At 39.5% G+C, this 13955-nt stretch carries 11 protein-coding genes; 3 read left to right on the top strand and 8 right to left on the bottom strand.

Annotation, left to right across the window (positions count from 1 at the left end):
* Positions 1–51 precede the first annotated feature (51 nt).
* The gene (locus RU93_RS06275) at positions 52–930 is read right to left on the bottom strand and encodes a hypothetical protein (RefSeq protein WP_071874761.1); all 879 of its coding nucleotides are present in this window, start codon (positions 928–930) and stop codon (positions 52–54) included.
* A 155-nt stretch (positions 931–1085) separates the two neighbouring features.
* Positions 1086–1697, bottom strand: coding sequence for a YczE/YyaS/YitT family protein (locus tag RU93_RS06270; protein WP_071874760.1), 612 nt, complete (start codon positions 1695–1697; stop codon positions 1086–1088).
* Positions 1698–1860: 163 nt separating this feature from the next.
* On the opposite strand from RU93_RS06270, the gene RU93_RS06265 reads away from it, so the two are divergent.
* Together RU93_RS06265 and RU93_RS06260 are read left to right on the top strand one after the other, a co-directional pair.
* Entirely contained in the window at positions 1861–2934 is a 1074-nt protein-coding gene (locus RU93_RS06265; protein WP_071874759.1) for an endonuclease/exonuclease/phosphatase family protein, read from the top strand.
* 16 nt (positions 2935–2950) lie between these two features.
* Positions 2951–3595: a DNA alkylation repair protein gene (locus RU93_RS06260; protein WP_071874758.1), complete on the top strand. Its 645-nt coding sequence runs from the start codon at positions 2951–2953 to the stop codon at positions 3593–3595.
* Positions 3596–3667: 72 nt separating this feature from the next.
* Here RU93_RS06260 and RU93_RS06255 read toward each other — a convergent pair whose 3' ends face one another.
* From RU93_RS06255 to RU93_RS06230, 6 genes are all read right to left on the bottom strand, one after another.
* The gene (locus RU93_RS06255; protein ID WP_071874757.1) at positions 3668–4987 is read right to left on the bottom strand and encodes an alpha-L-fucosidase; all 1320 of its coding nucleotides are present in this window, start codon (positions 4985–4987) and stop codon (positions 3668–3670) included.
* A gap of 212 nt (positions 4988–5199) precedes the next feature.
* The gene (locus tag RU93_RS06250; protein ID WP_071874756.1) at positions 5200–5535 is read right to left on the bottom strand and encodes a zinc ribbon domain-containing protein YjdM; all 336 of its coding nucleotides are present in this window, start codon (positions 5533–5535) and stop codon (positions 5200–5202) included.
* Between the two features lie 154 nt (positions 5536–5689).
* Complete coding sequence (locus tag RU93_RS06245; RefSeq protein ID WP_169818095.1) at positions 5690–7786, bottom strand: DUF5054 domain-containing protein; 2097 nt, start codon at positions 7784–7786, stop codon at positions 5690–5692.
* Positions 7787–7801: 15 nt separating this feature from the next.
* Entirely contained in the window at positions 7802–10288 is a 2487-nt protein-coding gene (locus RU93_RS06240; RefSeq protein ID WP_071874754.1) for a glycoside hydrolase family 38 N-terminal domain-containing protein, read from the bottom strand.
* A complete protein-coding gene (locus RU93_RS06235; RefSeq protein ID WP_071874753.1) occupies positions 10285–11193 on the bottom strand; it encodes an ROK family protein in 909 nt (302 codons plus the stop codon). Before RU93_RS06235 ends, RU93_RS06240 begins: the two co-directional genes overlap by 4 nt.
* Before the next feature lie 30 nt (positions 11194–11223).
* Positions 11224–12966, bottom strand: coding sequence for a class I mannose-6-phosphate isomerase (locus RU93_RS06230; protein WP_071874752.1), 1743 nt, complete (start codon positions 12964–12966; stop codon positions 11224–11226).
* A gap of 136 nt (positions 12967–13102) precedes the next feature.
* On the opposite strand from RU93_RS06230, the gene RU93_RS06225 reads away from it, so the two are divergent.
* Complete coding sequence (locus tag RU93_RS06225; protein ID WP_071874751.1) at positions 13103–13834, top strand: GntR family transcriptional regulator; 732 nt, start codon at positions 13103–13105, stop codon at positions 13832–13834.
* The last annotated feature ends 121 nt before the right edge of the window (positions 13835–13955 follow it).

Here is a 13955-nt window from a genome sequence, read left to right as displayed (position 1 = left end):
TTTAATTGTAAATAGGGATCTTGGTATCTTCTTGGCAAATTCCTACCTCCTCTAACATGACGGTTGTTGAATCAATTGTTGAAACTCTTCCAAGACTCGCGCTTGCTCTGTTTGAGTAAGTTTTTTCCATTCTTCATATAATGCCAAACTGCTTGGATGATAGTGGCTTTCTTTTTCAGGAATACTTGACATTAAGTGTAGCGCATACGCTTCGAAGCTCTTTTTTTCTCCCACAAATTTGGGTTGTTCCCTTTTAGCGCTCGCCTTTTCAATTAAGCGAATCTCACTTAATAAGGCTAAATAGTCAGCCACAAAAATCGGCATCTCTACTTCTCGGAAAGTTAGGACTCGCTGAGCCAAAACCTGATTGTACGCCACCGGTTGAATTAATTGCTCATTTCGATAGCGGGCAAAAAGATATTGTTGCCATAAATCTTCTGGAAACAAGCACTTTTTATCTTTTAACCATAATAACTCATCCAGGGCCATATCGACGTGATTAATCCCCTTTTTTATATCACTCGCTACCTCTGCGCTTACTCCTAGGTGATCGGAAAAATGGGTAATTCCCAAAGCTATTTTTTCTTGTGTTTTTTTGGATGTTAAAACAAACTGATATTTCACGGCTTTTCCACATTGGCAAAACAAGTGATACCGTTTTAATTTCCGATTATAATTTTCATCGATATTGACCGTTTCAAATTGCCAAGCCTCATCAATTAAATAATGATGTTTTAAGAAAAAAGAACCCATTTGATATTTTTTATGGGTTTCAATTAATGCTCGCTGTGGCTTCGTTAACCGTTGGTAAATTTCTTGACGATTTTTCACTGTTAATGTTTTGCGTCCCTCTAAGGGATATTCCTTTAATTGATAAGTTTGGGGATACCATCTTTTATATTTCTGTAAATGTTCCTGAACTTGCCCCATCTTTCAACACTCCTTTGTTTCTGTTCTCTCTCTGTCGCATCTCTCCACCACTACATCGATTACCTTCTCCGTAATTCCTCTTCTAATCAATGAATCACTCACAAAAGAAAAGAGCGCCCTCAAATTTTGAGTGCGATCCGTTTTCCATGCTTATCCTACTTATTTAAATAGTGATAAATGGGACGCGATAAGTGATTAATAAAAAATTGAATACTCACACCCATTAAAAGAATGGCCATAACTGGACCAATTGAGAGCTGAGCACCTAGTAAAATACCGGCAATCGCAAAGCTGATATCACACAAAATACGGAAGATGCGAATAGAGCGCTTAAATAGTTGATTTAAGGAAAAAACAAGTGCTTCATAAGCACCTCTGCCAAAATCAGCGAGTGAATATACCGCAATCCCGAAAGCTAAAATCAATAAGCCTAAAATAAAGAACATCATTCGTAGACCTACAGAATCAATCGTGATGGTTTGTCGTAATAAGAAGTCAGTCGTGACAGAAATGACCAAGGGATTCAATATACTACCGATAAAAATTTCTTTTCGATCCATGAAAAAAACAACGATTAACATCAGTGCGCTGACCAAAAGATTCGCTTGTCCAATCGTGATGCCTAATCGATTCGATAAACCAATCCAAAACATTGTTAACGGGTCACTTCCGAAGTTTGCAATAATGGTTAAATAAATTCCGATGCCCATCACGGTAGAACCAAGTACGACAAGCAGTAATTTTTTACCATAGTTTTTTTGTGCCAAGCGATTTCTCCTTCTTTCTAGATACGTTCTATTCCTTAGTATAACACCCTTTAATCTGAATTTCCTGACTTTTATCTTCCCATTTTTTTCTCATTTCCTATTTCCTAAAAATAATTATTCATGCCTTATGTTATACTGGTCTTAAAATAATGGAGGTGTTTTTTTGAAAAGAGGATTAAAAATAGTTGGTGGTTTCGTCGCAGTTCTTCTCATTATTCTCGGAATTTACATTACGTATCTATTTTTAGATTATGACCGCTTACCTGACCAACAAGAAATTACCACAATTAAAGGAACGAATGTATCCGAACAAACAGAAAAGGCTCAATATCGTGCGACCAGTTTCAATATTGGCTATGCTGCCTACCCTGCCGATTACAGTTTCTTTATGGATGGTGGGAAATATTCGCGAGCCTACGACAAAGAAACCGTATTGACAAATCTAGACGGGATTTCAACGGCACTGACGACGCTTCAATCCGATATTATCTTTCTACAAGAAGTAGATACCATTGCCCATCGCTCCTTTAAAGTGAATCAAGTCGACTACCTCACTGACCAATTTTCAAACTATGATGCCGCTTTTGCGCAAAATTACGATTCAAGCTATTTATTTTATCCCTTTACCAAACCCATTGGGCAGTCGACTTCAGGACTCTTAACACTGAGTCAATTTCCAATTGTGACCACTACCCGCTATTCACTACCGATTGAGACAAATTTCAACAAATTTTTTGATTTGGACCGTGCTTTCAGTGTCAGTCACACTACTTTGGGCGAACACCCCCTTACCTTAATTAACGTTCATTTATCCGCTTTTACAGAAGATACGACGATTCTTGATAATCAAATCAAAAAGTTGGCGGCAATCATGGAAGCTGAATATCAAAGTGGTCGAAGTGTTATCGTTGGGGGCGATTTTAATCATGATTTACTGGGAAATAGTCCTGAAGTCTTCGAGACAGAAAAGATCATTGAAACATGGACCCATCCTTTCCCAGAAGAATTCTTATCCGAAAACTTCACCGTCGTCAAAAAAGACCTGGTCGAAGCAAAAATTCCTACTGTTCGAGCCAATGGCACAGGGTATACTCCCGGCGAATCCTTTGTCTCATTGATTGATGGATTTATTGTTTCCAATGATATTATCGTCGAAACAACACAAGTGACGGATTTAGGTTTTGCAAACTCTGACCATAACCCGATCACGTTAACTTTTCAGTTTAAAGAAGAATAAAAGGAGAGGTTAAAGGATGACAATTTTCGATACTTTTTATCAAGCGGCGAATCCTCAAAAAGCGATTGCGATGGAAGCCTATATGAGAAATCAGTTCAAATTCTTAGGAATCACGGCTCCTGAGCGAAAAATTCTCACACGTGATTTTTTTAAAACAATCGATAGAGCAACGATTGATTGGGAATTCGTTCAACAATGTTGGGAAAAAGACGAACGTGAATTTCAATATTTAGCAATTGCCTATTTAACCAAGGTGAAACAGCGCTTAACGGTCGAAGACATTCCGCGACTACGACAACTGATTGTGACAAAATCCTGGTGGGATACCATTGATTCGTTGGATAAATTAGTTGGATACGTGGCCCTTCACCATCCAACAGTTGAAGCAACCCTCCTCGACTGGAGTACCGATGACAATATCTGGCTTCGTCGTGTCGCGATTGATCACCAAATTTTGCGAAAAGAACAAACAAATCCAGTATTACTTGAAAAAATAATTTGTCATAATTTTGGACAAAAAGAATTTTTTATTAATAAAGCGATTGGCTGGAGTCTCAGAGACTACAGTAAGACAAATCCTGAATGGGTTAAAGCTTTTATTGCCCGCCACCAAGATCAAATGGCACCTTTAAGTATTCGAGAAGCGAGTAAATATATTTAAGGAAATACCATTCACCGAACGAAGAATATGAGCGTTCGGTGAATGGTATTTTAAAATGACTTCTCCGTTTTTTTACTGACGTAATTCAATCTTAATCACGGTATCGATATCATCCGGTAATGGATAGGTAAAGTGTGACACCCCTCCAAACTCTAAATAAGTCACATCTGAAAAAGCCTTGGTTGTCCAACTATTGGAAACCTTGATTTCACTACCATCACGTAACAGTGAGGCGCGTTTAATGTTTGTCTTGTCTAAACCTGGTAGCGCTAACGGTCCAATCGGTTGATCAAAAATATGGGCATAAAGGACATTGCCATTTTGGGTGTAATACCCCCACTCGGGTTTCGCTAAATCTGTCGCCATGCCGCAACCATAAATTGATTCTTGATTATCAGTCATCCAAAGATGAAAGTCTGACAAAATACGTAAACTTTCTTGATTCATTTTCCCCTTCGCATCGGGACCAACATTGAGTAACATGTTGCCGTTTTTACTGACACACTCGACTAATTTACGAATCAATGTTTTACTTGATTTATACACTTTGTCCATTGGGTTATACCCCCAATTGTTATTCATCGTGATACAGAGTTCCCAAGGAATCGGTTGCCCTGCATTATTTTTAATTCCTTCTGGTGGTAGTAATTGTTCGGGACTGAAAAAGTCTCCTGAATAATTACTTGGATTTTCTGAAACAATACTGCCAAAAGCTTCACCAGATGTTTCTAAGCGATTATCAATGACGACATCTGGTTGATGCTTACGAACCATCGCCATTAATTCTTCTGCGCGCCATTTTTCCCCAGTCATTTCACCGTAAGAAAAATCAAACCATAAAATATCTAACTTACCATAATTCGTGACCAGTTCTTCCACTTGGTTATGCATGTAATTTAAATAATTATCAAAATCAATCACTTCATCTTTATAAGCTTCCACACCACTCATGGGATGGTGCCAGTCATTGTATTTTGGATAATCAGGATGATGCCAATCGATTAGGCTAAAGTATAAGCCCACTTTCAACCCTTCTTCGCGTAGCGCTTCGACGTATTCAGCAATCAAATCACGCTTGATCGTCGTATTGGTTGATTTAAAATCTGTATACTTGCTATCAAACAAACAAAAACCATCATGGTGTTTCGCAGTTAATACCACGTACTTCATTCCTGCCTCTTTCGCGGCTTTCGCCCACGCTTTTGGATCATAGTCAACGGGATTAAAAGCCTCAAAGTATTGATGATATTGTTCATTCGTCATTTTTTCATAGGTTTTCACCCATTCTCCCCGACCTGGAATCGCATACAATCCCCAGTGAATAAACATCCCAAATCGATCTTCACGAAACCATTCGGTTCTTTTTAAAATTTTTTCTAAACTGTTTGTCATTGTTTTTTTCTCCTTTATAACGTTCGTTTATTTTTCTATATGGTATAAATGGTTGTATTTCGTCATTTAGTCGAGAGCAGATTCCCGACTATTTTCAATCTCTTTCCTTAACCTAAAAGACAGAAAGCCTTTTCAATCATGCCATTAAAAAAGCTATCTGACAAATGAACAGTCACACACTCATTTGATGCAGATAGCTGAAAGAACGAGTCTTACAATTTTTTCACAAATTCTGACTTCAATTTCATCGGTCCAAAACCATCAATTTTACAATCAATGTTATGGTCTGAGTCGACTAAGCGAATACTTTTAACTTTGGTTCCCTTTTTCAAGACGCTTTGAGCACCTTTAACTTTTAAGTCTTTCATGACCGTCACACTATCACCATCAACGAGGAGATTGCCGTTAATATCTTTGACAACCAAACCTTCTTCTACTTCTCCTGCTGATTCACCAGACCACTCATGTGCACATTCTGGACAAATATAAAGTCCACGATCCTCATAAGTATATTCCGATTGGCACAATGGACAATTGGGTAATCCCATGCTTTTCTTCCCCTTTCAAATGACCAAGCACGTCTTCTTCCGACACACGCTTTGTTTTTTTCTTCACTAAATACTATAGCATGTTTTGATGAACGCTGCTAGTTCACTTGAAAAAATACGATCTTTCCTGACAAATAGTAGGGAGGAAAGACAGTTATGACATGATTTCGTTTGTTTCCCATTTAAAGCGAACATGATATGTCATATCCCCTTCATACCAAGCTGCAAAATTAGTTCCCCACACATTATTAAAGAGATTGACAAAAATACCATCGTTTAGATTTGGCAGTTGATTATCAAACTTCAATAACGTTCTACGACCGAGTGAGACAAGAGGGGCATCTTTCGTAATCAGATCAAAGCGACCTTCGTATCCTGTATAGCGCATCCCTTCATCAGAAAGCACATGCATATTACGGTTTCCATTTTCGAGTACGTTTGACGGATTAACGGGATAGTTCATTTTCTGCATAACCCAACGCGTTGGATTGCTGACGAGGATACTCGTTTCTAACCAATAACCTTCAGGTAAACGGTTGGCTTGTTTTTCTTCCCATTTATAAGATAAATCAATTGTTTTTTCTTCCAAGTTAATGAGATAGACAAGTGTGTTCTTTTTCGGAACGCCCCATTTTTTCACTTCTTCATCGCTATAAGCAAGATCTAGCGAGATTTGAGCAGTCTGATCATCAAGTATCATGCCGGCTTTGATAATCGAAGGTTGATGGATCTCATGACGAACGTCAGAGTAAATCTCAATGCCACGACGGCCAAAGTCCCCCATTGCCCAACTTGTTGTCCAACGAGTGAGACGACTGTAATCGACGAAGAAATTCGAATAGTCATGAAAGTCAAATCGCTCGTAAGATAACCCACCAAACGTCTTACCTTCTTCAATTAACGAATAACCATCGATGATTAAACGACTCATGCCACCTGTTGTGCCAATCACAAAAGACACATTTCCAAAATCGTATTGTTTTCCTGGCATGATTGTAGTGGTTGTTTTGATGACAGGGATTTCTTTTTCAGAAGCGAGATACGCTCTTGCTTCTTTTTGCAACGCCTCTGGTAACAAAGCAATCCCTTTTTCAATATAGTCTCGTTGTTCTTGCCAAGATTGCTCATAAAGACTGTAACGACGACGATCAGCCATTGACTCCCAATCAATATCAGTACTCACGTAAGACATGAGATCCGAAAAATCCATCGTTAAGCGGTTATGGTTAAATTCAACTAAATCTTTTTTACGCGCAGCTTCAAAATCTTCCAAAGGATAATAATTGCGATATTCGGGTAAATAAACGTTCCCATTCGCTCCCCAAGTATGTTCGGCAACTAATAATAATTGCGAAGAAAGGTCTTTATAGGCTTGCGAATCGCGCGTTAACTGACCTGTTTCTAGCCATTTTGTCCGAAGACGTAATAACGCTTTATACTCCGCGATTTTCTTAGGATCAGAAGCAATTCCATGAATCCAAGAATCGCCGATTTCTTCTTCAATGACTGGTAGTGTTTCTTTGTATGGTAAAATAGCTTGCGCAAAGGCATCTAATGAAGAAGGAATGATTTCATAATCTGGATACTCTTTTTCTAACGTTGCAAAAAGTGTTTCCACTTCTTCTACGCTCTTTGGCGGCCCCATATTGTCATGACTGTGTGCAAAGTAAAGGGCATCTGGCCAATCTTCTCGTTCAAATACTTCCCCATAGTCAGGCGCGTAATGAATAATCACGTCCGAACCATCAACAGCTTTCCAAACAAACATGATTGGCACTTTTGGAATCGCTGAACTCGCATTCACACCAATATGCAGATAGTCAATACCTGCTTTTGCTAGATAAGGAACCATGCTGATCGTATGTCCTGGAATATCCGTCATTTTTGAAGCAATTGTTTTCTTACCGAATTCCGCATCAAGTCCGTGAGAAATGGACGTCGCGTAATCCATTAATTCCCCATCCATCAGTTCGGTATGGATCGTTGCCGGCAAGCCATGCCAACAAATGGTGCCTTGTTTGATGGCTTGACGCATCCGTGTTTTATTTGTTTCCGTTACATCAGGATGATTCAAATAAAAATCAATCAACCAAGAACCGGTCGTCCAAGTAAATTTTTCTGGGATTTGTTCCCCCAACGCTAAGGCATTGGGGATGAATTCGTACAAATACTGATCGATGACTTTCTCTGCTAAATCGGTAAAGCCAATATCTAAATGCGTCTTATAGACGACATGGAGTTTCTTTTTCATCATGTGACTTCCTTTCTAAAAGGTCGCTTTTTCTTCGTTCGTTGGATTATAAGGAATGGCGACTAAGCCTTCAATTAAGTTACGGGCTGTTTGTACTGAATTTTGAACCTCTCCTGAAGCGTCTTGTAATACATACAAACCATATTCAAGTTCATAAAAGCCTGATAAATCAACTTTAAAATTCGTTTCCCAAAAATTATTCATCGCCCATGAATAGAGAACTTCTTTATTTTTCTTCGCGGCATTCGCATCACATAATTCCACTAAACGACTTTCTAAAGAGCCAAGTGTCACCAGTGGCGTGTCTTTCATAGAAACAAAAACATGTTTGTCCCCGTTTTGCATCACGGCGCCGTTATCGAGCAAGTAAAAATTGGTGTTCGTTCCAGGTAATTGGTCGATTCCCGGACGGATAATGGTGCCCGATTTTTCAAAGAAGCAGTTCGTTTCTAGTGGCGAATCGTAAGTAAATGGTAATGTAACATACAGATTTTCAGGTTCCCATGCGCCGATTTTTTGTAAGCGAATCGTCACATCAATTTGTGGCGCTGTTTTTTGGACAGTTAAGACAACATCGTACATTCCCGTACCGGCTAACTCGTATTTCAACAGCAAGACCGCATATAATGGGCCATCTTCTAATTGTTTCACATTGACTAATTTTGCGATAGTCCGGTCGGTCGAAGGCGCTTTACGATTTCGTCCCATGATACTACGAACAGAATACGGATTGCTCTCTTTAAAGGATGTGACTTCATGCACACCGACAAATGGGGCATGATCACGTGCTGGATGGAGTAACTCTGCTCCTGTCTGACGGTCAATAATCGAGGTAATCCCTACGTTTTGATCAATGATCAGTTCTAAGTGATCTGTTTTAATGCCATAAATTGAAACGTCATGCTTAAATCCTTCATAAGGAGCGATATCGGCAATTCCTTCAGTACCAATATGGGCATGATTCGCATATTTCCAGTGCCTTTTTGCAGAGGGTTTGGTGCGTTTCAGACGAATGATCCGTTCTTCTTTGGCTGCGAGCGCAATTTTAAAGGAAACTTTTTTCCCGCGAGAACTGTTTGATACTTGAGACACGAGGATTTCTCCTGTTTGGCAATCAACGACTTCTAAGAATCCTTCTAATGGCAACGTGTAAGCAAAATAGGAATCATCCACCGTTTGCCAATGCTGTAGATAAACGGTTGCTAAAGTATCCATCGCTTGATCATGTGGATTCACTACTTTAAAGTAACTTTCTCGATCTAATTGATTCGCTTCTTCGCCATAAGTCGCTAAAATATCATCTAAATGGTCAGAAATGGCACGATTCCCATTAATCGCATAACCTAATTTTCTTGTATCTAATAAATTCACAAATGCATCCCATGGCTCCGAAACAGAGGAATGGAAGCCCCAAGTGTGTTCTGCGTACATCACAAGTTGATCTTGCGCTTCTTTTAATTTAGCTGGATTTCCTTTTTCACCTTTCGGGTCTAGTTTATTCGCTAGACGATACTTTCTTTGCGCTTCACGGTAGAGTTTGACTCCGGCTGGCGTCGAACCAACACCATCTGCCCACCAGTCAGCCCAGTCACCTTTATACGTTGGGATATCAAGATCTTTGCTTCTTAAAATTTCAAAGAATTGATTGAGTGTCACGAGTTCAACTTCAATTTGATCACCATAAACTTGGTTCCAACGATGAATCCCTTCCATCATTCGTGGACTTGTAGGTGAATTATCCGTGACAATCCCACTAATCATCGCCGGACAAAAATCAAATTCATAATTTTCTTCTTCTAACAATTCAAAGAACCCAAATACTTTTTCTTTCGTGACTTCAAATTGTGCTTCCCATTCCTTTTCTGTGAAGCCTTCTGGACCGTAATATTTACTTTGGTCGGTATTTGGCGCAAAGAGAAAATCATTCCCAATTTGGTAATGGTCGCCATTCCAAACGAGTAATTTATCACCCGATTGGGTTCCCCACCAAAATGGTATTTGTTTTTTAAATAAAGGGAACATGCCATGATGCGTATGCAAGCAAGAGTAAAAATTGCGAATGCCATTTTTAAACATGGCATCTGCATAACCCCAAGAAAAACCATTAATATCTGCCGTCATCGCAGAATCAAATGAACGATCAAATTGATCGACATATTGCTTAGCGTCCGCAAACTTTTTATGAAGCATCTCACTATCAATTAATTCCGTTAAGTTTAAATACGTTAAGGAAATATCAATCAAGCCTTTTTCCACGTATTGCTCAAAAGACGCTTTTTCGGCATCTGTTGCGTGAGCTAAAAACTGTTCGACTTGCCAGAAATTTTCGCAAACATAATTATAGCCAACCCATTCAGGTGCCTCACCCGCTTCAATTTTATCTAAAAAAGCGATGGCACGGCGGATGAAATCGACATGATAACGACTAATTTTTTCTTGACGATCGGTATACCCAATATCCGTGTGAGAATGGTGGATTAAATAAAGTGTTTTTTTATTCATTGTTTTGACTCCTCTAGTTGTTTTTCAATTATTTTTTTTAGACCATATAAGGTGGCGCTGGTGGAATCTTCACTCCGCCGAAGAGACGGTGTGTAAGGCGCAAGTACTTGCTTGATTCCGTCTTCAAATAAAGACAAACTTTGACTAATCTGACCACCAAAAACCATTTCTTGCGGCTCAAACTCACGGACAAAAGGCTTGAGTGCTTCGCCAATCATTTGACCAAAAGTATGATAGATTTCGCTGGCAATCACATCTCCTAAATAAGCTGCTTGTGCTAATTCTTTGCCATTCTTAAAAGGATAGTCGTGTACTTCAGCGAGTTTTCTTAATCCATCCACACAAAGATAATCATCAATGATTCCGCCTTTAAAGGGTGCATCATAAATCATACCCATTGCGTTTAAGCCATAACCGGTTTTGACCACTTGTCCTGCTTCAATGAAACCTGAACCACAGCCTGTTCCGATTGTCAGATAGATTCCTCTCGTTGCCGTTGTCTGCTGATAGAAGCTCCCTAAGGCAAAACACGTCGCATCGTTCTCAAAGATGATCGGCCGTTTTTCATAACCGCTTTCTGCCAGCCAAGCTTGGATGTTGTCGCGTAAGTTCACCCCATAAATTGCTTCATACTTACGCAATCCTTGCATGTAACTAATCCCCTCGTCATAATCAAATGGTCCCGGAAAAGCTAGTCCAATGGCTCGCAAAGCGGCTGTAGCTTGATGCGTCTCAATCCACTCAAGCAAAATGGAACGAAAATGAGTTAAAATCGTTTCCTTGGATGCTTGGGCATAAGCCGGGACATGGTGATGGTTTGGTAATAATAATTCGCCCTCGGTCGTTAATCCATTCATCTTAATTTCAGTCCCACCAACATCTAACAATAAGTCATATGTTTTCATCGCTTTTCTCCTATTTCTGTTTGGTTAACGTTAACGGACATAGGCCTTCATCGTCTTACATTCTTGCCCAGCAGATGGTCCTGTCGGCGTGATTTTATACTGTTTCACTGCTTCTGGAATAATAAATGTTTGCGCGTAATGAACGACAAATGGCGCAAAGCTACCATCAAGACTTTCAACCGTTACTTCTTGCCCTTCAACTAGATTTAAAACATTGACACTATCGTGCGTCTGATGAAGCACTGTTTTCGTAAACGTGTGACGTCTCGTTTCGATAAATTCCATTTTATGCAATCCGGTTTTTTCTTCGATCCATCCTTCCCCTTCGTCAATGACTTCAAATTGATTGACGAGTTCTCTTTTGACAAAATCTTCATCTCGGCGCATATCTAAGTTTGGTTCCCCGTGTTCTAAATGAACCGAACGTGGCTTACCATCTAGATCTACTCGTTCCCAATCCCATAATTTAAAGGTAAAGCGATTCGGTGTCGCACTAATTTCTAAGACCACACTATCGGCCCCACTCGAGTGAATCGTACCGGCAGGGATTAAATAATGATCATGCTTTTTAATGGTTTGTTGGTAAATATATTTTTGGTCATCAAAAACCGTTTCGCCCGTTTGTGCTTCTTTCAATGCTTGCATCAAGTCCGCTTTTTCAACGCCATTTTTGACGCCTAAATAGACTTTAGCGTCTGGATTTGCAACATGCAAAATGTAATAACTTTCATCTTGCGTGTAGTGCGCGCCAAACGTATCTTGCAGATAACTCAATTTCGGATGGACTTGGAGACTCAGATTCTGCCCACCTACAGTATCAAGGAAGTTAAAGCGAATCGGGAATTCTTCCCCAAACAAACCAAAAACACGTTCACCAAGAACCGCTTCCCCCGTAAAGAACATCAAATTATTCCCTGGCGTTTCAAATTGCGCTTCGCCAAAGTCAAGCAGCACACTATTTTCTTCAGGTACCCCGTTAAAACTCCACGCAAGATTGACTTCATCTTTACGAAAATCAAATGTTTCTTGCATCCAGTGACCACCCCAAATGCCTGGATCAAAGAATGGTACCAATGAGAAAGGCTGTTGGGCAATTTCTGCTAGTCCCGCTAAATAATCTTGCGTCGCCACCATGATTGGGTTGCCGGCTTGATGCGTATCTAAGACATAAGTTGAAGCAGGTAGTGCCCGTTTCTTTTGCTTATCGGCTAGGCGCCATTCAAAAAAATAGCCCCGTTTTAACATACGATTCGGATCTTCCCCTGCATTATTTGCTTGCCAATTACTAAACATGCCGGACTTGTATCTTGTTTGAATTTCCCATCTAGAAAGATCTGCATAGATCAATAAATCAGGTGGCGTCACAACACTGGCCCCCACACCATAAACCACTACTAATTCATTGGACGCAACGGCTAAAGCAATAGCTGCTTGTACTTGTTTTAATTTAGCTGGATCAATAAAGTCTTTAAATTGGTGATGACTCATGACACCAAAAACGCGATCTTGTGTTAAATTCCCAGCAATCATGGTCTCTAATTGTGCGCGGTCAATCAAAATGTCATCCGTGTGGACAATCAGTTGTGGTGATAAACGATCAATCAAAGAAGTTTTGATTTCTTGTTCATTAACAATAGGATAATTTTCTATTGTTATAACATTCATACTTTGCGCTTGTATCTCCTGTTTTAGTTGTGCGATAATAGCATCATAATTCGTATAAGCGCTTACGGCACGATGAATTTTCGTCGTCGGACGGAAGTTGTATTTCATTGACTGTCTCCTCTTTTTCCTTTATTTGCTTAAATCATAGCACGTTTTTGTTCTTTATTTTGTCTTTTTTAAAGGCTTTCAAATTAGGCTTTCGACCCTATTGTTATATCAAATAGCACACAAGGAGGTTTTTAAAGTGCTTCATCCACAAAAAACACAACCACTCTACGCTCAAATCGCCAATGATTTGCGCAATCACATTCGAACCGAAAAATGGACCGAAGGACAACGAATCCCAACCGAAATGGATCTGTGCGATATTTATCACGTTAGTCGGATTACCATTCGTAAAGCGATTGATGAACTTGTACGGGAAAATTTATTGATTCGAAAAAAAGCGAAAGGAACCTTCGTCAATCAGTTCTCACCCGAAACAACAAATCACATGACGATGGTTAAAAGTTTTACCCGTGAGATGTTGGAACAAGGAAAAGTCGCTGACACATTACATGCGGAAGTCTCAAAAATTCCCGCTGATTATCAAACGGCGAAATACTTAAAAATCCATCCGGGTGATGACGTCTTACTGTTAAAACGGATTCGAGGTTCTTCAAAAGAAGATGTCCTAGCTTATTTTGTAACAGCGATTCCTTACCGACCGTATTTTTCACTCGTGGCAAAAGACTATTACGGTTCTTTTTATGAATATCTCCAACAATTTAGTATTTATCCTCGAAAAGAAGTCGAGTATGTCGAAGCGATGCTCGCAACAAAAGAACTGCAAAGTATTTTAAAAGTGTCAAATAACGAACCAATCCTAAAACGCGTCCGGTTTACAAATGACCCGGCCAGTCAGCTTTCTGAGTATACCGAGTGTTACTATGTTGGAACCAAATACAAATATTATTTAGATTTTTCAAATGAATAACACTTTCATGAACTCAAAGGAGGAAACAAATGAAAAACAAAAAAGAAATTCTTTTATCGGCTACTTTACTCGCAATTTTCATCGCCATTATTATAGAATTTGCGGGCGAGAAAACCCACTA

Origin of the sequence: Enterococcus aquimarinus (genome assembly GCF_001885765.1) — a bacterium.
Taxonomy (GTDB): Bacteria; Bacillota; Bacilli; order Lactobacillales; family Enterococcaceae; genus Enterococcus_I; species Enterococcus_I aquimarinus.
The sequence above is the reverse complement of the archived record's forward strand: the minus strand, read 5'-3'. Positions and strand labels throughout refer to the sequence as shown.

What these genes read in the sequence shown, in the direction of transcription:
- RU93_RS06230 (WP_071874752.1), bottom strand. Translation starts at nt 12,966, where the DNA reads ATGAAATACAACTTCCGTCCGACGACGAAAATTCATCGTGCCGTAAGC.
- RU93_RS06275 (WP_071874761.1), bottom strand. Translation starts at nt 930, where the DNA reads ATGGGGCAAGTTCAGGAACATTTACAGAAATATAAAAGATGGTATCCC.
- RU93_RS06245 (WP_169818095.1), bottom strand. Translation starts at nt 7,786, where the DNA reads ATGAAAAAGAAACTCCATGTCGTCTATAAGACGCATTTAGATATTGGC.
- RU93_RS06235 (WP_071874753.1), bottom strand. Translation starts at nt 11,193, where the DNA reads ATGAAAACATATGACTTATTGTTAGATGTTGGTGGGACTGAAATTAAG.
- RU93_RS06260 (WP_071874758.1), top strand. Translation starts at nt 2,951, where the DNA reads ATGACAATTTTCGATACTTTTTATCAAGCGGCGAATCCTCAAAAAGCG.
- RU93_RS06250 (WP_071874756.1), bottom strand. Translation starts at nt 5,535, where the DNA reads ATGGGATTACCCAATTGTCCATTGTGCCAATCGGAATATACTTATGAG.
- RU93_RS06240 (WP_071874754.1), bottom strand. Translation starts at nt 10,288, where the DNA reads ATGAATAAAAAAACACTTTATTTAATCCACCATTCTCACACGGATATT.
- RU93_RS06255 (WP_071874757.1), bottom strand. Translation starts at nt 4,987, where the DNA reads ATGACAAACAGTTTAGAAAAAATTTTAAAAAGAACCGAATGGTTTCGT.